19 protein-coding genes and 1 other RNA gene are annotated in these 19,988 nt (G+C 48.3%); 10 read left to right on the top strand and 10 right to left on the bottom strand.

Features of this window, described 5'->3' with window-relative positions; genetic code table 11:
- Positions 1-41: 41 nt before the first annotated feature.
- From gatD to garD, 7 genes are all read right to left on the bottom strand, one after another.
- A complete protein-coding gene (gene gatD / locus FHD02_RS15705) occupies positions 42-1,085 on the bottom strand; it encodes a galactitol-1-phosphate 5-dehydrogenase (RefSeq protein ID WP_137360117.1) in 1,044 nt (347 codons plus the stop codon).
- A 44-nt stretch (positions 1,086-1,129) separates the two neighbouring features.
- Positions 1,130-2,503, bottom strand: a complete 1,374-nt coding sequence (locus FHD02_RS15700) for a galactitol-specific PTS transporter subunit IIC (protein ID WP_003828618.1) — start codon at positions 2,501-2,503, stop codon at positions 1,130-1,132.
- 4 nt (positions 2,504-2,507) lie between these two features.
- Positions 2,508-2,792 (bottom strand): PTS galactitol transporter subunit IIB, encoded by a 285-nt coding sequence (gatB, locus tag FHD02_RS15695; RefSeq protein WP_003828616.1) that lies wholly within the window; start codon positions 2,790-2,792, stop codon positions 2,508-2,510.
- Positions 2,793-2,821: 29 nt separating this feature from the next.
- The gene (gene gatA / locus FHD02_RS15690) at positions 2,822-3,286 is read right to left on the bottom strand and encodes a PTS galactitol transporter subunit IIA (protein ID WP_047026360.1); all 465 of its coding nucleotides are present in this window, start codon (positions 3,284-3,286) and stop codon (positions 2,822-2,824) included.
- Between the two features lie 14 nt (positions 3,287-3,300).
- On the bottom strand, positions 3,301-4,572 hold the full coding sequence (gene gatZ / locus FHD02_RS15685; protein WP_220394076.1) for a tagatose-bisphosphate aldolase subunit GatZ: 1,272 nt from the start codon (positions 4,570-4,572) through the stop codon (positions 3,301-3,303).
- A gap of 125 nt (positions 4,573-4,697) precedes the next feature.
- A complete protein-coding gene (locus FHD02_RS15680) occupies positions 4,698-5,552 on the bottom strand; it encodes a tagatose bisphosphate family class II aldolase (protein ID WP_137360115.1) in 855 nt (284 codons plus the stop codon).
- Positions 5,553-5,729: 177 nt separating this feature from the next.
- Positions 5,730-7,301 carry a galactarate dehydratase gene (gene garD / locus FHD02_RS15675; protein WP_220394075.1) on the bottom strand — a complete coding sequence of 524 codons (1,572 nt, stop codon included), beginning with the start codon at positions 7,299-7,301 and terminating at the stop codon, positions 5,730-5,732.
- Between the two features lie 404 nt (positions 7,302-7,705).
- Between garD and FHD02_RS15670 the strand changes: the two genes are divergently transcribed.
- The 7 genes from FHD02_RS15670 (at position 7,706) to FHD02_RS15640 (ending at position 15,148) form a co-directional block, all read left to right on the top strand.
- Positions 7,706-9,040: an MFS transporter gene (locus tag FHD02_RS15670; RefSeq protein WP_220394074.1), complete on the top strand. Its 1,335-nt coding sequence runs from the start codon at positions 7,706-7,708 to the stop codon at positions 9,038-9,040.
- Between the two features lie 15 nt (positions 9,041-9,055).
- On the top strand, positions 9,056-9,826 hold the full coding sequence (garL, locus tag FHD02_RS15665; protein WP_220394073.1) for a 2-dehydro-3-deoxyglucarate aldolase: 771 nt from the start codon (positions 9,056-9,058) through the stop codon (positions 9,824-9,826).
- Positions 9,827-9,854: 28 nt separating this feature from the next.
- Positions 9,855-10,745: a 2-hydroxy-3-oxopropionate reductase gene (gene garR, locus FHD02_RS15660; protein ID WP_137360111.1), complete on the top strand. Its 891-nt coding sequence runs from the start codon at positions 9,855-9,857 to the stop codon at positions 10,743-10,745.
- 65 nt (positions 10,746-10,810) lie between these two features.
- The gene (garK, locus tag FHD02_RS15655; protein ID WP_137360110.1) at positions 10,811-11,956 is read left to right on the top strand and encodes a glycerate 2-kinase; all 1,146 of its coding nucleotides are present in this window, start codon (positions 10,811-10,813) and stop codon (positions 11,954-11,956) included.
- A 32-nt stretch (positions 11,957-11,988) separates the two neighbouring features.
- Positions 11,989-12,365: RNase P RNA component class A (gene rnpB, locus FHD02_RS15650), an RNA gene on the top strand.
- A 224-nt stretch (positions 12,366-12,589) separates the two neighbouring features.
- Positions 12,590-14,050: a tyrosine-type recombinase/integrase gene (locus FHD02_RS15645; RefSeq protein WP_019077765.1), complete on the top strand. Its 1,461-nt coding sequence runs from the start codon at positions 12,590-12,592 to the stop codon at positions 14,048-14,050.
- 348 nt (positions 14,051-14,398) lie between these two features.
- The gene (locus tag FHD02_RS15640) at positions 14,399-15,148 is read left to right on the top strand and encodes an inovirus-type Gp2 protein (RefSeq protein WP_149330331.1); all 750 of its coding nucleotides are present in this window, start codon (positions 14,399-14,401) and stop codon (positions 15,146-15,148) included.
- Between the two features lie 283 nt (positions 15,149-15,431).
- Here the strand turns inward: FHD02_RS15640 and FHD02_RS15635 are convergent, their stop codons facing one another.
- Positions 15,432-16,010 carry a recombinase family protein gene (locus tag FHD02_RS15635; protein WP_200022067.1) on the bottom strand — a complete coding sequence of 193 codons (579 nt, stop codon included), beginning with the start codon at positions 16,008-16,010 and terminating at the stop codon, positions 15,432-15,434.
- Between the two features lie 443 nt (positions 16,011-16,453).
- On the opposite strand from FHD02_RS15635, the gene FHD02_RS15630 reads away from it, so the two are divergent.
- Both FHD02_RS15630 and FHD02_RS15625 read left to right on the top strand, forming a co-directional pair.
- The gene (locus FHD02_RS15630) at positions 16,454-17,668 is read left to right on the top strand and encodes a FliC/FljB family flagellin (RefSeq protein ID WP_019077763.1); all 1,215 of its coding nucleotides are present in this window, start codon (positions 16,454-16,456) and stop codon (positions 17,666-17,668) included.
- An 80-nt stretch (positions 17,669-17,748) separates the two neighbouring features.
- On the top strand, positions 17,749-18,273 hold the full coding sequence (locus FHD02_RS15625; RefSeq protein WP_029139670.1) for a phase-1 flagellin repressor protein: 525 nt from the start codon (positions 17,749-17,751) through the stop codon (positions 18,271-18,273).
- A 166-nt stretch (positions 18,274-18,439) separates the two neighbouring features.
- On the opposite strand, the gene FHD02_RS24435 is transcribed toward FHD02_RS15625, so the two are convergent.
- Positions 18,440-19,075: a hypothetical protein gene (locus FHD02_RS24435; protein WP_237703342.1), complete on the bottom strand. Its 636-nt coding sequence runs from the start codon at positions 19,073-19,075 to the stop codon at positions 18,440-18,442.
- Between the two features lie 11 nt (positions 19,076-19,086).
- Positions 19,087-19,332 carry a hypothetical protein gene (locus FHD02_RS15615; RefSeq protein ID WP_029139669.1) on the bottom strand — a complete coding sequence of 82 codons (246 nt, stop codon included), beginning with the start codon at positions 19,330-19,332 and terminating at the stop codon, positions 19,087-19,089.
- A gap of 191 nt (positions 19,333-19,523) precedes the next feature.
- Between FHD02_RS15615 and FHD02_RS24430 the strand changes: the two genes are divergently transcribed.
- On the top strand, positions 19,524-19,733 hold the full coding sequence (locus FHD02_RS24430) for a hypothetical protein (RefSeq protein WP_029139668.1): 210 nt from the start codon (positions 19,524-19,526) through the stop codon (positions 19,731-19,733).
- Positions 19,734-19,988 lie beyond the last annotated feature (255 nt).

Below are 19,988 nucleotides of genomic sequence, written 5' to 3'. Positions count from 1 at the left end.
GAAAGTAAATGTGAGCCAGCGCAGGTTGCTGGCTTGTGGATTCAGGAGAGTTTAAGTAGAATTTTTCCCTGCATCGGTGCGCCATGGAGTGACTTGACGGCGCTGGCAAAGCTTTCGGCATCGCCACTGTGGGCAATTAATGGCCCCAACTGCAAGCGTTTTTCCGTTAGCAAGCGCGCAGCGGTTTCCCACTCTTCTCCAGGCCATGGGCTGGAATAATTCATCCAACTGCCAAGAATGGTTAACTCTTTACGCAATATTTGTCCAAATACACCTGCAGAAAGCGCAAGATCGTGATGCAACGTACCGACTAACGCCAGTTGAGCACGAGGCCCTGCAATCTCAATCGACAGAGCCACGGTTTGTGGGGTTCCCGCGGTTTCCAGTATGAGTTGGTCAAATTGAATATCCTTCAGACCTGAGTGGATCTCAGCTGCACTCATCTCCCGACTATTAAACACATGGGTTGCCCCCAGTTCTTTTGCTAATGCCAGCTTTTGCGGGTTGATATCAATCGCTGTAATACTATTTGCGCCGAGTTCACGGGCGCATTGCATTGCCAGTAAACCGATCGTACCCGCCCCAACGATAATGACGTTTTTGCCTTCGCATCCCTGCGCCAGGTGAAATGCATGCAGGCCGACGGTAATGGGTTCGATGAATGCGCCATCATCAATCGGCATATCTGAAGGCAGGCGGAATAAGTTAGCGCGTTTTACCACTACATATTCTGCGTTACCACCTTCGCTGCGTGAACCAACAAACTGATATTGCTTACACAATGAGAAATATCCACGCTCGCACTGAGGGCAATGGAAGCAGGGAAGTAGTGGTACGCAGGCAACGGCATCGCCGGGTTGTAAGTCGGTAACGGCTGCACCGTAGGACTCAACATAGCCGCTGAACTCATGCCCCAGCGTTATCGGATAATAGTGAGCACCATGATTAAAGATACGGGGAATGTCTGAGCCGCAAAGCCCTGAGCTAACCACCTTGACCAGTACATCTTCATCAGCCTGCAGTTGCGGAATAGGACGTTCTTCAATGCGTACGTCGCCCTCAGCGTGAATCACCACTGATTTCATAAATGTCTCCAGAAATGTGAAGGGGAGCAAATGCTCCCCAGAAATTAAGATGCGGTCTGGCTTTCCGTTATGGCTGCTGCTTTTTCAGCCGCCACGAAATTACGTGCCCGACGCCATGTCAGTAGTACACCCAATAGGTAAATCGCAGCGATGATGATGAAGCCCACAACGTTCTGCCAGGTGAAGAGTTGAATCAACAGCCAGGTGATTGGGGAACCGCCCTGATCCATCGATGCAACCATGCCACCGGCTTTCAGTGCGCCTGCATTGGCAGCAAGCTGGGTATGTAGACCAATAGTTTGCGTGGCTATCCACAAGGTGATACCCATGATGATGACGCCGGAGATCAACGTACGGAACAAGTTCCCCTGATGAACGGCTACCGCCATGGCAACAAAGAAACCAATGGTTGCGAGATCGCCGAATGGCAGTACCTGATTACCTGGTACGAGGACGGCAATCAGAATAGTCAGCGGAATAAAGATCAGGCTGGCGGAAACCACCGATGTATGGCCGAGCAGCAGCGCAGGATCCAGACCAATTAAGAATTCCTGTCCGCCAAATTTCGCCTGCAGGCGTTTACGGGCGTGTTTCGCAATGGGGGTTAAGCCATCCATAATAGGTTTAATAACGCGTGGCATCAGCAGCATAACGGCAGCCGTTTTCACCGCCAGTTGTAGAACGGCTTTGACGTCATATCCTGCCAGCATGCCGATCACTAAACCCATCACGAAACCGACGGTCACGGGTTCGCCGAAAGGGCCAAAGCGTTTCTGCACATCATCCGCGCTGAAATGAATACGATTCAGGCCGGGGATTTTTTCAATAATAGTATCAACCAGGACGGCAATTGGACCGAGGTACGCTGATGAACCGTGTGGAATGGCAATACCTTCAAGGCCAAAAAAGTCACGCGTGTCCTTTGCAAACCAGTCGCCCAGTTTGTAGACGAAGGCGGCATGAACAACCACGCCCAGAATGCCCAACCAGTATGAACCGGTCGCCAGATGTAACATCGCGCCGGTAAACGTCATATGCCAAATGTTCCAGATATCGACGTTTACTACGCGGGTCATGCGGGTGACCAGCATCAGGATATTCACCCCAATGGCGACAGGAATCGCAATTAATGCAATTTGTGAAGCCCAGGTCATTGGTGATGAACCCGGCCAGCCAACGTCGATCACATGCAGGTTGATTTGAAACTGTTCCGCCATCGCTTTTGCGGCAGGGCCGATAGAGTCAAGCATCAGGCCAATGACCAGTCCGATACCGACAAAGCCAATACCAATATGTAGGCCGGATTTAAAACAATCCCCGAGCTTCATTCCCAATAATTTGGAGAAGATGATGATCACTAACGGCAGCATAACCGTTGGACCTAAGTCGAGGATATAACGCATTATTTCGCTAAACATGGCGTTACCCCACGAGGATAGTCAGTATTTTTTGCTGCAACGCTTCGATACCCACACCTGAGACAAAAGGCATGCCGTGAACGACCGGGATATCGCCAAACGTACGGTCAACGCGGGCAGTGGTACAAATAAGATCCGCGCCATCCATATAGGTTTCGATTTCTGTTACCCGGCACTGTACCAGGTCGAGTTGGATATTGTTGGCTTCACAGAGTTCTTTAATTTCTTCTGCTGCCATTGTTGAAGTTGCTACAGCACCGCCACAAGCCACAATTACTTTACGTTTCATAGGGTATTCCTTTTATTATCAGTCTGTTATCAAGCCTGTGCGCAAGGCTCAGACTCAAGGATTGTTTCCCGAAATAGCATTGCTAGTTCTGCATCGGGCGCATTCAACAATGCTTCAATGGTGTTCGGGTTTTGTAGCTCACTAAACAGACGACGCAGGAGCTTCAGTTGCGCCGTCGGGTTCTCAACAATCAGGGCGATAATTAAAGAGACGGCTATCTCTTCGTCATCATCCGCTTGTTGAAAGTTGACCGGTGTATCCGGGCGAATCAGATAGATTGCAGGCGATTTAGCATGAACAGCTTCACAATGCGGAATCGCGACGGCATGACGTTCCAGCGCTATTCCGGTAGGAAAGGTTGCTTCACGCTCAATCAGAGCCTGCGGGTAGCTTTCATGCACGACCCCTTTGGCCAGCATCTCCTCCCCAATATGTGTCAGCGCATGCTGACACGAGTTAAAGTTAATTCCTGTTCGGACAAAGAGTTGGCTCATATATTCTCCAGATTTCAGGCGATTACTGGTGCACAACCAAAGCGATAGGCGCGCAGAACGTCCTGGATTTTGTCGATAATCAGATTATGTGGTGTGGCGGTTAACGTCCCTTCAGTCAGGCGCTCAAATTGCACGGGCATAAACTGGCTAATGAGTCCCAGCGGTAAAGCGACGTCATTAAGGTTGGTTATTAATTTCTCTACACTTTGACGAATGCGGGGATGCGGCCAGTAGTAACGAATACGGTCGGAGAGGCTGAAGTGAATATCGACCATTGCCTGGCTCCAGGTTGGACGATAGTATTTTTTCCAGTAGTCCGGTTCATTTAGCATAACTTCGTCAATGACTTCCATTACCCGGCTCCGCTGCTCCGGAGAAACCAGTTCATTTTCCATTTGCGCCAGAGCAAAAATGGCTTCACGCAGTGCGAAGGTCAGCGCTGGACCCACTTTTAAAATTGCATAGTGATCGCGTACCAGGGCGCGGTAGGCCTGGCGGGTTTGATAATCGGTAGAATGTGCTTCATAAACCATTGGTGTGGCTTTAATCCATGCTGAAAGCGCTTCTGCAGCCTGCGGCTGATAATGAATGATCTGAGTGTGATCGAATTCGACGCCGGGCTGGACCACAATAGCGATCACGCGAGTCAGCGCTTCTTCAAGTCCTAATGCTCTAAAGGCAATTTGATGGGTTTCCAGCGTCCGGGCGGCATCTTCTTCGCGGGTGACATGAACGGTGCCGATGGTACTGGCTTCGCCACCGGGAACTGGAACCTCTGTACCAATCACATAAGTCAGTTGGCATTTCTGTTCTTCGGTTGCCGTTGCCTCTGCGGCCTTGCAAAGTACCGCTGCTCGCTGAGCAACAACCATTGGGTCCAGCGGCGTGGGATCGTCAGCACAGGACATTGAAGCATCGAGGTGGATTTTGCTGAATCCTGCGGCAACGTAGGCTTTAATCAAGGCTACGGATTTCTCCATCGCGTCTGCCGCCGGTTCATTTTGCCAGCAGTTAGGGCCGAGGTGATCGCCTCCCAGAATAAGTCTTTCGCGAGGAAAACCAACCGCCTGTGCGATGCTATAGACAAAATCACGGAAATCGGCGGGTTTCATCCCTGTATAGCCGCCAAACTGATTAACCTGATTGGAGGTCGCTTCGATCAGAACTTTACTATCCGTGTCGAGATCAAAACGTAATGCGGATTCAATAACCAGCGGATGTGCTGAACAAACTGAACAAATACCTAAATGTTCACCTGCTTTATGACGAGAGATTATTTCTTTCACTTCTATCTCCGATATCTTTTGTTTATCTTCATAATATTTTTGGATTTAAGGCAAAGGGTAAAAGCATCTTTCGTGATCCAGCTTTAAAAACAGTCCTTTGTCAGAATCCGTCCAATTCAAATCGATTACAGCTTTCCTTCGCAGCCGCAGTCAGCGATGACTTTACGTACAACTTCTTTCATGGCGGCTTTTGCGGGCATCATGTAATGGCGTGGGTCATTTGCATCAACGTGCGCACTCAGGTAGGTTTTGAGTGCGCCAGCAAAGGCGATTTTGAGTTCGGTAGCAACGTTGACTTTACAGATTCCTAAGGAGATAGCGCGTTTAATATCATGTGCAGGTAGGCCAGATGCGCCATGTAAAACCAGCGGAATATCAACGCACTGACGAATCTCTGTAAGCCGTTCAAAATCCAGTTTTGGTTCTGCGCTATATAGGCCATGAGCAGTGCCAATTGCGACCGCCAATGAGTCGATACCTGTTTTTTTTACGAACTCGCGAGCCTGTTCTGGGTGGGTATAAAGCGCGTCTTTTCCGTCTACGATCAGGTCATCTTCCTGCCCACCCAGGCGTCCCAGTTCAGCTTCCACGCTGACGTCATAGCGGTGGCAGTAATCCGTCACCTGTTTAACTAACGCAATGTTGTAGGCAAACGGCAGATGGGAACCATCAATCATGACGGAGCGAATACCTGTAGCGACTTTCGCTTCAATATCAGTGACGCTTTCATGGTGATCGAGATGGATGGCGAGTGGGTGATTCCAGCTTCTTGCCAGTTCACTAGCGATAGCAACGATGTTACCAACTCCGGCATAGCTAAAAGTGCCAGGCGTGCCGGCGACGATCAACGGAGAGCGTAGTTCGGCAGCTGTTTCCACAACAACCTGTAAGGTCTCCAGGTTGTGAATGTTAAATGCTGGTACGGCATAACCTTCTTGCTGCGCCTTCTTCAGCATTGTTTTGCTTGAGATGATAAACATACTTCCTCCGAAGTCTTTCGATTTCTTTCTTCGAAATAAAGTATAGGGTTTCGTAATGTTTTTTTGTGATTTCGATCTGAAAAATGAAAGCTTCGAAAGAAAAGGGAGGGTTGCGAAAGTTATAGCGAAAAAAAAGGCATGTCAGATGACATGCCCTTGCAGAAAATATTGCGACAATCAGGTCACTGGCGCCGGGTTAAACACCGCCAGTTGGTTATGCAGTCCCCACTGATCCGAGAAGGTTTTCTTACGCCCGCTGGCGACCTCGAGAATAAACTCGAACAATTTCAGACCCACGTCTTCAATGGTTTCTTCTCCGGTAGCGATGGTACCTGCGTTGATGTCCATCAGGTCAAACCAACGATTGGCCAGCTCAGTACGCGTCGCCATTTTTATCACCGGCACCGCCATCAGGCCGTACGGCGTACCGCGACCGGTGGTGAATACCTGCACGGTGATCCCGGAAGCAACCTGCTGTGTACCGCAGACAAAATCGCTGGCGGGGGTCGCGGCGTAAATCAGTCCTCGTTTGGTTGGACGCTGGCCCGGCGACAATACTTCGACGATGGCGCTCTTGCCAGATTTGGCGATTGAGCCCAGCGCTTTTTCCACCACATTTGCCAGACCGCCTTTCTTGTTGCCCGGTGAAGGGTTGGCGCTGCGGTCAGTCTTGCCCATATCCAGGTAGTTATCGTACCAGGCCATCTCTTCGAGCAGGCGTTTACCTACTTCTTCGTTAATCGCGCGCGGGGTCAGAAGGTGGATGGCATCGCGCACTTCGGTCACTTCCGAGAACATCACGGTTGCGCCACAGCGTACTAACAGGTCGGAGGCATAACCCACCGCTGGGTTGGCCGTCACGCCGGAAAAGGCATCGCTGCCGCCGCACTGCATTCCGACCACCAGTTCTGATGCCGGGCAGGTTTCACGTTGGCGTTGGTTGAGCTTTGCCAGATGGCGCTCAGCCACCTGCAAAATATCGGCAACCATCGATTGAAAGCCGACGTGCTTTTCATCCTGCAGGCTGACGATGCTGGCGCTGTCGACCGGGATACTTTGGACATCATGAGTTCCTTCCAGCAGTCGCTCTGGTTGCAGTTTTTCGCAGCCGAGGCCAATAACCATCACTTCACCGCCAAAGTTGGGGTTCAGCGCAATATTATGGATGGTGCGAATCGGCACAATGGCGGCCGGAGCGTTAATCGCCACCCCGCAGCCGTACAGGTGATTAAGCCCTACCACGCCATCGACGTTCGGGTATTTGGGGAGCAGATCGCGCTCAATGATTTTCACCACATAATCCACCACGCCCGCAACGCAGTGTACGCTGGTGGAGATGCCGAGCAGATTCTTGGTGCCGACGCTGCCGTCTGTATTGCGATAGCCTTCGAAGGTATAACCTTCAAGAGGCGGCAGTGGCTCTGGCACTTTGGTTGCCAGCGGCAGCGTCTCCAGCGGCGGGGCCTTGGGCAGCTCAACCATGGATTCATCAATCCAGCTACCGCGCGGGATATCGCGAACGGCATAGCCTATCACTTCGCCATAACGCACTATTTCGCCGTGAACAGGAATATCGCATAGCGCCACTTTATGACCCTGGGGAATATGTTCAATGAGTTCGAGTCCGTCTGGAAAACGCGTTCCGGCTTTCAGACCATTGTCATTGACAATAATCGCCACATTATCTGTTGCGTGAACTTTAATATAAAACGCCGTTGGCGATTGTTGTCTGATTTCGATGTCGGCCATTGTCCAGTATTCTCCAGCAAGGTGGTGATAATAGTGTGGATATTTATATTTTGAATCTAATTATCAGTAATAAATATTCGGTATCGTGAAATAAGAATGTCAGGAGTTTAAAATTAAGAATGTGATCATGATCACTTAAACTCAGCAGGACCGTACCACCAAGGGGACTAATCAGTAAATGTGTGCATTAGCGCCCATGGGTGTGTGCATATGCCCAAAATATTGTTTTAATAAGGCGTGATTAGTGAGCTTCTGCACAATGATTAACGTTGCTCTGCTGATTATACTAAATCACGGTTTCATAACGTCTGATAAATTATTATGTGTTTTTATTATCGGTAATTTATCACCAGGGATAGCTAACAAATAATAATAAAAATTTTTATGTGCCCGAGGTAAATAGAATGATTCTGGATGCAATTGTCGAGAAAAAGAAAGTTACACATACCCGCTATTTAATATTACTGATAATTTTTATTGTTACTGCCGTTAACTATGCGGACCGTGCGACGCTGTCAATTGCCGGCACGGAAGTGGCGAAAGAGTTGCACCTCAGCGCCATCTCAATGGGTTATATTTTTTCCGCTTTCGGATGGGCTTATCTGTTGATGCAAATCCCCGGCGGCTGGCTGCTCGATAAGTTCGGCTCGAAGAAAGTCTATACCTGGAGCCTGTTCTTCTGGTCACTATTTACCTTCCTGCAGGGCTTTGTGGACATGTTCCCGCTGGCCTGGGCGGGTATTTCAATGTTCATCATGCGCTTTATGCTGGGCTTCTCGGAAGCGCCTTCCTTCCCGGCCAACGCCCGTATCGTGGCGGCCTGGTTCCCGACCAAAGAGCGCGGTACGGCATCCGCGATTTTTAACTCCGCACAGTATTTTTCCCTGGCGCTGTTTTCTCCGCTGCTGGGCTGGCTGACCTTCGCCTGGGGCTGGGAGCACGTGTTTACCGTAATGGGCGTGATTGGTTTTGTGCTCACCGGGCTGTGGGTGAAGTTTATTCATAACCCAACCGATCATCCGCGTATGTCGCAAGAAGAGCTGAAGTTTATCTCGGAAAACGGCGCGGTCGTGGATATGGACCACAAAAAGCCGGGCGATGTGAAGTCAGGTGGTCCTAAACTGCATTATATCAAGCAGTTGCTGACCAACCGTATGATGCTTGGCGTGTTCTTCGGACAGTATTTTATTAACACAATTACCTGGTTTTTCCTTACCTGGTTCCCGATTTACCTGGTACAGGAAAAAGGTATGTCGATCCTCAAAGTTGGTCTGGTGGCGTCTATTCCGGCGCTATGTGGATTCATTGGCGGCGTACTGGGTGGGGTGTTCTCTGATTATCTGATTAAACGTGGCTCCAGCATCACCCTGGCGCGTAAGCTGCCGATTGTGCTCGGCATGCTGCTCGCATCGACCATTATTCTGTGTAACTACACCGATAACACCGCTCTGGTGGTAGCGCTGATGGCGCTGGCATTCTTCGGCAAAGGTTTCGGGGCGTTGGGTTGGCCGGTGATTTCCGATACTGCGCCGAAAGAGATTGTCGGTCTGTGTGGTGGCGTCTTTAACGTATTTGGCAACGTGGCCTCCATTGTTACTCCGTTGGTGATTGGGTATCTGGTGAGCGAGTTGCACTCATTTAATGCCGCGCTGATGTTTGTAGGATGCTCGGCGCTGATGGCTATGGTTTGCTACCTGTTTATTGTCGGTGACATTAAACGTATGGAATTGCAGAAATAAACAAAGGTATAGGCGATGAATAACACGATTTTCCCGAATAAGTTTAAAGCGGCCCTCGCGGCGCAGCAGATTCAGATTGGCTGCTGGTCTGCATTAGCCAGTCCAATCAGCACTGAAGTTTTAGGTCTGGCGGGTTTCGACTGGCTGGTGCTGGACGGCGAACATGCGCCGAACGATATCTCGACGTTTATCCCGCAATTGATGGCGCTGAAAGGCAGCACCAGCGCGCCGGTGGTACGTGTGCCGACCAACGAGCCGGTGATCATTAAGCGTCTGCTGGATATCGGGTTTTACAACTTCCTGATCCCGTTTGTTGAGACCGAAGAAGAGGCGGTGAACGCGGTGGCGTCAACCCGCTATCCACCGGAAGGGATTCGCGGCGTGTCCGTATCCCACCGCGCCAATATGTTTGGCACCGTGCCGGACTATTTTGCGCAGTCGAATAAGAACATCACCATTATTGTGCAGATCGAAAGCCAGCAGGGCGTTGATAACGTTGATGCAATCGCGGCGACTGAAGGCGTTGACGGTATCTTCGTCGGCCCCAGCGATCTGGCCGCGGCGTTAGACCACCTCGGCAATGCGTCCCATCCTGATGTGCAGAAAGCTATCCAGCACATTTTTGCCCGTGCGAAAGCACATGGCAAACCAAGCGGCATTCTGGCCCCGGTAGAGGCGGATGCGCGGCGTTATCTGGAGTGGGGCGCGACGTTTGTTGCCGTCGGCAGCGACCTTGGCGTGTTCCGTTCAGCCACGCAGAAACTGGCTGATTCTTTTAAGAAATAACCACCATCGACAGTAGAGAGATAAAGACATGACAATGAAAGTTGGTTTTATTGGCCTCGGTATCATGGGTAAACCAATGAGTAAAAACCTCCTCAAGGCAGGTTACTCGCTGGTGGTTGCCGACCGTAACCCGGAATCCATTGCGGACGTGATTGCCGCAGGCGCAGAAACCGCCGTCACGGCGAAAGACATTGCCGAGCAGTGTGATGTGATCATCACCATGCTGCCGAACTCTCCGCATGTGAAAGAGGTGGCGCTGGGTGAAGGCGGCATCATTGAAGGGGCGAAACCGGGCACTGTGTTGATCGACATGAGCTCTATCGCCCCGTTAGCCAGCCGTGAAATCAGCGAGGCGCTGAAAGCGAAAGGTGTGGATATGCTGGACGCGCCGGTAAGCGGCGGTGAACCAAAAGCGATTGATGGCACGTTGTCGGTGATGGTCGGCGGTGATAAAGCGATTTTCGACAAGTACTATGATCTGCTGAAAGCGATGGCGGGTTCCGTGGTGCATACAGGTGAAATTGGCGCGGGTAACGTCACCAAGCTGGCGAATCAGGTGATTGTGGCGCTGAACATTGCCGCGATGTCTGAAGCGCTGACGCTGGCAACCAAAGCTGGTGTGAACCCGGATCTGGTGTATCAGGCGATCCGTGGCGGGCTGGCGGGCAGCACCGTACTGGATGCGAAAGCGCCGATGGTGATGGACCGCAACTTCAAGCCGGGCTTCCGTATCGATCTGCACATTAAAGATCTGGCCAATGCGCTGGATACCTCGCATGGTGTTGGCGCTCAGTTACCGCTGACGGCTGCAGTCATGGAGATGATGCAGGCGCTTCGCGCAGATGGGTTGGGCTCCGCCGATCACAGCGCACTCGCATGCTACTACGAAAAACTGGCGAAAGTGGAAGTCACTCGCTAACAAGAAGGGCGCGGATGCGCGCCCTGTATTTCTTGCCTTGCGCGGCACTGTCAGGCTACATAACTATGAAAATCGTAATTGCCCCAGACTCTTATAAAGAAAGCCTTTCTGCCACCGAGGTAGCTCAGGCAATAGAAAAAGGATTTCGGGAAATTTTCCCCGATGCGCAATATGTATCTGTTCCGGTTGCCGATGGCGGCGAAGGAACGGTCGAAGCCATGATTGCTGCCACGCAAGGGCGTGAACATTCCGCGTGGGTGACGGGGCCGCTGGGCGAAAAAGTGAATGCCTGCTGGGGCATGTCCGGGGATGGTAAAACCGCGTTTATCGAAATGGCGGCAGCCAGTGGTCTGGCGCTGGTTCCTCCTGAACAGCGTAATCCGTTAGTCACTACGTCGCGTGGTACCGGAGAGTTGATTTTGCAGGCGCTGAACAGCGGCGCACAGAGCATCATTATTGGTATTGGCGGTAGCGCGACCAACGACGGCGGCGCGGGTATGGCGCAGGCGCTGGGAGCGAAACTCTGTGACGCCAATGGAACTGACATTGGCTACGGCGGCGGGAGCCTGGTGAGTCTAAATACCATTGATATCTCGGGCCTGGATCCACGTTTAAAAACCTGTTCAATTCGCGTGGCTTGTGACGTGACCAATCCGCTTACAGGTGATTCTGGCGCTTCACGTATCTTTGGCCCGCAGAAAGGGGCAACGGAAGAACGCATTCTCGAACTGGACCGTAATCTGTCTCACTATGCCGAGATTATTAAAAAATCGCTGCGGGTCGACGTGAAGGACGTTCCCGGCGCCGGTGCGGCTGGTGGAATGGGCGCAGCGTTAATGGCTTTTTTAGGCGCCGACCTGCGCAGTGGTATCGAGATTGTAACCCAGGCGCTTAATCTGGAAGAACATATTCATGACTGCACGCTGGTGGTGACTGGCGAGGGGCGGATCGATAGCCAGAGTATTCACGGCAAAGTGCCGGTAGGTGTGGCGAATGTCGCGAAGAAGTACCACAAGCCAGTGATTGGTATTGGCGGCAGCCTGACGCATGATGTTGCGGTGGTGCATCAATATGGTATCGATGCGGTGTTTAGCGTATTGACCAGTATCAGCACACTGGAAGAGGCGTTCCGTGGGGCATTTGATAATATTTATCGTGCTTCAAGGAACATTGCCGCCACGCTGGCGATAGGAATGCGCAGTGCGGGGTGACATTGGTCCGCAAACCCTCTATACTGCGCGCCGAAGCTGACCAGACAGTCGCCGCTTCGTCGTCGTCCTCTTCGGGGGAGACGGGCGGAGGGGAGGAAAGTCCGGGCTCCATAGGGCAGGGTGCCAGGTAACGCCTGGGGGGGAAACCCACGACCAGTGCAACAGAGAGCAAACCGCCGATGGCCCACGCAAGTGGGATCAGGTAAGGGTGAAAGGGTGCGGTAAGAGCGCACCGCGCGGCTGGTAACAGTCCGTGGCACGGTAAACTCCACCCGGAGCAAGGCCAAATAGGGGTTCACAAGGTACGGCCCGTACTGAACCCGGGTAGGCTGCTTGAGCCAGTGAGCGATTGCTGGCCTAGATGAATGACTGTCCACGACAGAACCCGGCTTATCGGTCAGCTTCAACTTCTTCTAAAACAATACGTTGGTGTGTCTCAGGGCCTTAATAGGTAAAAATGTGACACAGACTGTGATACAAACGAGGCACACCAACGGCTGTTCCATCCCGAATATCCTGAAGCGTGGCAATCGCTACTGCCTTCATTTCAGACTACCTTTGGGTGGTTTCTTTCGTGTATCTTTAGGTTGCGATTCAGCCAGCAGAGCAAGGTTTATATCTTCCCGCCTCTCTATGTTCATTTCTCTTGTAAAATCGTCCAAGATGGAGCCAGCCCAACTATTGGATATAGTGCAGAAAATGAAGAAATTAGAACAAAAAGACATTGATAACTATTTACTCAGCATTCAGGCTGCTTTTTATGCAGCAGCAAAAAAAATCCCCTCAAAAGTGCGTAGCACCTTGCGAGCGTCAGGTTCGTTGGTTGATGAAAAACGTAATGCGTCTGATTTCGGGCAACTGCTTGATTTTACTTTCAAACAAGACTCTGACCCATTGTCGATAGATTCAGTTATAGAAAAGCTTAGTAGCCAATTTGATCTTACAGGAATGGAGGATGAGATCGATTATCTAGCTTCAGAATATGATCTCCTCTGGAGGCACTACTGTGATGCGCATATAGCCTTTATAGATCAGCGACATTCTGATTATCGGCAGATTGTTAACTCTATGCGTCCAGACAACGATTACACTCACACCGTAGCCGATAAATCTGAAGAACCATTGGCCTCTAAATTGACTTTATCTGAGGCATGGCAGGGGTTTCTCAGCTTTAAATCTGATTGGGCACCGAAGATTAGGCAAGGCAATGAAAAATACTATGAAGTGATAGAAGCGGTTTTGGGGGCAGATACTCAAGTTACTGATATTACTCGACGTGATATCAAAAACCTGCTTGAGGTAGTTGAAGGTTTACCCCGTCAGAATAAGAAGCCTTATAACCGGATGACTATCCAGCAATGTTTGGACTTGGATGAAGTCCCAGAAGAAGATCTGGTTTCATCCAAAACGGTCAAAGATTATCTGAAACTGTGTCAGGGGTTGTTTTCAACCTATCTGACTAAAGAAGAGGATATTCTTGAATCATCACCGACTCTTAACGTCACGTACCAAGCTAAAAGCCACAGCTATGGTTATTACACTCAAGCAGAAATGCGAAAATTGGTATGCCACTTCGCGACTTTGGATGGTTGGAATAAATGGGGTTTTTTGCTACTGGCGTATACTGGCGCTCGTCGTTCTGAAATCGCAAATCTGAAAGTTTCTGATGTGCGGTTGGACGAGGACAGTCAGAGACATTACATAATGATCGAGGATAGTAAAACTGAGGCAGGGATCCGGCAGGTTCCTATAGCAAAGCGTCTGCTTGACATGGGTTTTTTGCTGTATTTGGATGGAAAAAAGCAAGATGAAAACTTGTTCCCCGAAATTACTAATCGAAGTCAGGTAACCCGGTTGTTCCATTCGATACGCGAGCAATTGAATATTGACTATATTGATGACTATAAGAAAAGACGTATTGTTCACAGCTTACGTCACACCTTCGTAACTGAAATTCAGAAAAACCACACCCTCACGCTTGTTCAGCAGACGATCGGTCACGAACATTCAAACCAAGGGCAAACCAAAGTTTACACGGGCAAGATGAAAGTTTCTGATTTACTTCCAGTTGTTGATAGTGTTGATTGGTTTTAGTGATATCAATATATAATTCAGTGTTTTAGGTGGTTCGTTGCAAAAGGTTTTTCGCTTGTGAAGCATTGAATCAAGTTGAAGCAAAAGCAGAAAGGCGCAGGAGCCAACCTGAAAAATACCGCATATTAAAATAATATTTGCACCGCCAAGAATTGTGCGCTATTGTTATTTTGGGTTTTTATACGTCATGTAAACTTTCTTCGAAAAATTTTATTCATCTTTTTTTGCCGTCAGGCTTTGCCTGATGGGGTTTGTGCTATCCGTAACCGTTCCGTTTTACGGTGGTCAGATGGTAATAACTTATGCGTGTAGGCGAGGGTGTTTATATAAATAATTTATGGAGGTGTTGTGTCAGAAGAAGGATCTGCTCATTCAGTACTCACACAGGCTACGCCTTACACAACTACTGTTCATAAACACGGGCGTTACAGGATCATCACAGGTGATGTTTTCATTCGTCATGGTTACTCCTACCCAATTAACGCCACCGACCAGTCTGGTGTTCGACTTGATATCCTTACCCCTATAGCAGAACAGCTTGATGCAATACTATCCATCTACAGCCGGGTTTACTTCTCTCGCTTCGATTTACGCTTACCAGGGAACACCCCAATAGATACAGGCAACAGGTGGGTAAGTGATCTGTTTAAAAAACTACGTGAACGTCTGAAGTCTAAATTAAACAGACCAGAGGGATTGGCAGAACCGATCCTCAACTTTGCTTATGGCTGGGTACGGGAGAAAGAGAAAGCAAAACAGGTGCATTACCATTGCTGGATTGCCCTTCCGCATCGACAGGTCAGACGCCTTGGGACACCCACAAGTGGCATTGCCGGAAGTATTGTTGAAATCTGGATGGGTCTGACGGGCGGTAAAGCAACGCTGGTGGAGTTGCCAAAAAAAACAGAAAGATATCCGAATCATTACATTATCGAAAGAAATAAGCCGGAAACGCTCGAAGGGCCTTTTCTGTGGGTATCGTATCTGGCGAAAGAGCGTGGAAAGTATCAGACCGGAGATGGGGATCGGGTCCACTCAACATCAAAATTGAGGAGTGAAAAAATGAAATCGCTAAATCCTTCGTGTAACGCTTCCTGAGCCATTTAAAGAGCGTGGCAGTACCTTCGCATTACCCATACTACAAAAAACGCTCACGATAGCGCTCGTTGCGTTTAACAATGCCTTCTCTCATATACTACGGCTCAACTATTAAATATAGCACTCCATCACTATCTTTTCCAGGTGGATTTAAGCTGGTGTGCGGCTCCGCTGGATTTACTGTCGCCGGAATATTTCGAATTAATTGACCCGAAAATAGCCATAATTAAGCCTCACACGTTGGCAGGGCAGCATCTGAATCTGAGTGAAGGCAGGTTAAATATTACGCCTCTTTGATGTTCCAATTTCGTTTGATAGTCGGGAGACTTAAATTCAATGCTAACGCCGCTTTGGACTGACTCAGCCCCTTAGCTCTGGCTTCCTGTACACGCTGAAGGGTATCTGCCGCAACCGGACGGCCTAACTTCTTCCCTTCCTTCCTGGCTCTTACTAAACCCTCTTTTGTGCGTTCAATGATGCGGGATTTTTCGAACTCCGCAAACGCAGAAAACATTTGCAGCATCAACTTCCCTTCCGCGCTGGAAAGGTTACGCACAGGCAGATCCAGTGAAACAACATCAATCCCTTTATCCACCAGCATCGTAATGGTTTGCTGAACGTCGATGTTGTCCCTTCCCAGGCGGTCCAGTTTCAATACCACAAGCTGATCTCCGGCCTCCAGTTTATGAGTCACCATTTCGGCAAAGGCTTTGCGCTGCATTGCCTGTACTCCCCCTGACACGGTTTCTGATACTACCCTGCTATCTTTCACCGCATACCCAGCCTGACGAATCGCCATAATCTGGTTTTCTGTTGACTGTTCGCTGGTGGACACACGGCAATATGCAAATGTACGGCTCATAATCGCTCTCCTGGGTGGTATCAAAAACGGTATCATAATTAACTAATGGTATCATAATGTCAATGCGCTAATTTAATGACACCAATTTAGGGTAGAGTTTACTGGTGTCATAAAACGTTCGATTGTTGATACTAACTAGGTCAATGCCATTGAGCCGCATGATATTTGTAAAAGATCGAGAGTTCTCTTTGGAAGCTGGTGGAACCTGCTTGACTGATCTTGCAATCGCTTAGCAATTTTTTGCGGAGAGGTAACATAGAGCAAGACCAGATGAAAAATCCACATCATTGTGGTGATGTAAGAGATAGCTATATCTTTTGTTATAAAAATTAATAAAAACAATGTATTAGTGTTAATAAAAAAAAGGTAAAGTTTAAGTCAGAGTGGTCGATAACTTGAATGACACAGGCAAGCCTGGCTTATACACCCAAAAGGAAAATTTTATGGCACAAGTTATCAATACCAACAGCCTTTCGCTGTTGACCCAAAACAACCTGAACAAATCTCAGTCTGCACTGGGCTCTGCTATCGAACGTCTGTCTTCTGGTCTGCGTATCAATAGTGCAAAAGACGATGCTGCTGGTCAGGCGATCGCGAACCGTTTCACTGCTAACATCAAAGGTCTAACTCAGGCGTCCCGTAACGCTAACGACGGTATCTCTGTTGCACAGACCACAGAAGGTTCTCTGTCTGAAATTAACAACAACTTGCAGCGTATTCGCGAACTGTCTGTCCAGGCGGCGAATGGTTCTAACTCTGACAGCGACCTTTCTTCAATCCAAGATGAAATTAAGCAGCGTATGGATGAGATTGACCGTGTTTCTGGTCAAACACAGTTCAACGGCACCAAAATTCTTAGCAAAAACCAGACATTGTCAATCCAGGTAGGTGCTAATGATGGTGAAACCATTGATATTAAACTCCAGGAAATTACTTCAAAAACTTTAGGACTTGATACCTTCAATGTTAACGGTCCTAAAGGTACACCAGTAGAGGCTGGTACTGGTACGGCGGGTTCTGTTAGTGCTGAAGCCTTCAAATCTGCTTATGGCGCAACGACACAAGTAACAAAAGCTACAGTGGCAGAAAAAGCGCCTAATGACTTAGCAACACGTCTAGGTGTGGATACAGCCAACGTTGCCTTTGATGGCACTAAAGTATATACCGATGATAAAGGTAATATGTTTGCTAAAGTGACCATTACGGCTGGCGATGCGGCCGAGTCTAACAATCTGAAAGCGAATGGTTTTGATATTGCAGACGGTGATAGTAAAGCATTTTATATCGCTTTAGATCCTCAGAGCGCTAAGACTACTACTGATACCGCAGCGTTTACCATTGATACTAAGAGTCTGAGTTTGAAATCTCTGACCACAGGTGCTACTTCTGGTGCTTTAGACAAAATTGACTCTGCACTGTCAAAAGTTGATGAGTTCCGCAGCTCTTTAGGGGCGATTCAGAACCGTTTCGAATCAGCTGTTACCAACTTGGGCAACACCGTCAACAACCTGTCTTCTGCACGTAGCCGCATCGAAGATTCCGACTACGCAACCGAAGTGTCTAACATGTCTCGTGCACAGATCCTGCAACAGGCGGGTACTTCTGTTCTGGCACAAGCAAACCAGACGACCCAGAACGTACTGTCTCTGCTGCGTTAATATAGTTTTTAGTACTAAGCCCCGTGGTTGCGGGGCTTTTTTATTTAATATGCTAAAACTGGTTCTTAGGTACAACAGTTATGAATGACATCTCATATGGTCGAGAAGCGGAAAAATGGCCCCGAGAATATTCTATGCTTGCTCGCAGGATACAATTTCTACGCTTCAATGATTATCCTGTAAAGTTGGTAAGCGGCAATGGGCAATCCATAATTGGTTATATTTCAAAGTTTAATCAGAAAGAAAATATGATCTTGGCATCTGATGAAGCTAAGGGAAGCAATAGGATTGAGGTAAAACTTGAGTTTCTCGCATCACTCGAAGAATTGCCGGTTGGTGAAAATTTAACCGCAAGACTTATTGCTGCTGATGTTTTTAATGTTCAGCCATGTGATCCAACAAGGAAAGACTTTTTCTCTATCTGCAATAAGTGTTTCAAACAAGGGGTGGGTATAAAAGTACATATGCTAGATGGGCGCATTCTGATAGGGGAAACAACTGGCGTTAATGCTTGTCAGGTTGGAATGATTAGACCTAATGGCAACCATATGCAGATCATGTTTGACTGGGTTAGCAGAATAACCTCTTCAGATTACGCTGATTAAACTTTCATATTATCAGTTGGTTATCAGTGTTTTTAAAAGGATATTTGGTCAAGAGACTGAATAACTAATTCAATAAATATGGATTCGTTTAGCTGATCTTGCACCTTGTTTTGTTTTCAACATGACGTTACGAAAGGAGGCCGCTAGATGCAGCCCCTGAGATGCGTCACCGGAAATCTTTCTTTGAAAATTTGTACGTTACATCGTCAGAGTCCGCGTGTAACTCTTTCACTGTGAGTTCGTCATCTCGAACCATAAACACCACATTAAATTCAACATTACCAGTGCCCCGCCAACGGTTAGAACTTTGACCTGACTCTTTCCAAATCACGTTGTCATCAGATAATTTACAGTCGAATGAAAAACGCTGGTTATCCGAAGGGCGGATGTATGAAACATTAAACACCCCAGCCGTTTTCGTTTTGGCTACTTGAGTTTTACCCACATTCTTACCAAACATACCTGCAATTGCTGCCTTACAGACTTGAGATTGAGTGAATGGTGTAGTTGATGCTGGCATAAGGTTCACCGACGCAGCTTTCTTTACCTTTACAGCTTCAGGCGCAACAAATGGCTGACTTGTTGGGGCATCGTTGCTAGCTACATCATTCGAGTAATAGGAGTTCCCCGTATTCTCGCTACCTCCGCCACTACATCCTTTATAAATCGCGATCGCGATGATACCTAAAAAAATGAATCCTCTCACGGGAGACTGATATGGTTTTTTAACACCGCATCCTGGACACACTTTCGCTTCTGAAGAAACCTTCTGACCACACTCTCTGCAAGACCTCATTGTCATGATACAAGTCCTTAATCATTAACTTCGACGGTATACCGCCCGCCTTTGTCCTTAATTACATACTGGTAGACATCATCGCAGAACACAGTGACTGAGCCACCAAAAGCAGCAGGGAAGACACCATTCACTTTGTCACATTGATAACCGGCATTACGAATAACAGCCTGGCTTTCTGATTTCAGTTCAGGCGATCCATCACCCGCCAGTACGCAATTGGACATGCTAACTCCTAGAAATACCGCAACAATCTTTTTCATAATAGCCTCATTAGTTGAGTAAATTTTGTGCACCATAGGCAAACACATAGATGTTCTTAAATTACTTTAATCGATCGATGTTATAAAATCGATCTGTAAAATTGATTAATATGGTTACTATAATCGTCTAAGGAGATTGAAGATTGCTAAGTAGTGGTGATTGGTGAAAAACGAACATTGAGAGGTTAAGGATGAAAGATTCTGTATTGATGTTTTGCAGTTTGTTGTTGCCGTTTAACGCCAGCGCGGGTCGAATAACGATGAGTAACCCAGATCAATCGACGATGGAAAATGGTCGGACTCTCTGTGTTTATAGCAATAGCATTTACACGTTTACCTATATCACGAAGTCGAAACATTGCCCGTACAGCAAAAGCTTCGACACGGCTGATAGCGAGTAAATTTCAGGACTATCGTTGTGATACAAAGTGGGATACAGTCTGTGATACAAGACAACACAAACGCCACAGATGCCTGACGTATGGTTGATTTTTCCTGACTTATCGGTCAGCTTCACTCTTTATAAAACCCGCGACAAGCGTAACACCGTTCACTTAAGATGTTTTGAGTGAACGGGATACTGGGTTTTTGAGATTCGAACGGTCCTTTTTTTGGGCCGTTTTCTCTTTTCTGGCAGGATAAATTGTTTCACATTC

The sequence above is a fragment of the Citrobacter sp. EC_71 genome (assembly GCF_019584005.1).
Classification (GTDB): domain Bacteria; phylum Pseudomonadota; class Gammaproteobacteria; order Enterobacterales; family Enterobacteriaceae; genus Citrobacter; species Citrobacter werkmanii.
The sequence above is the reverse complement of the archived record's forward strand: the minus strand, read 5'-3'. Positions and strand labels throughout refer to the sequence as shown.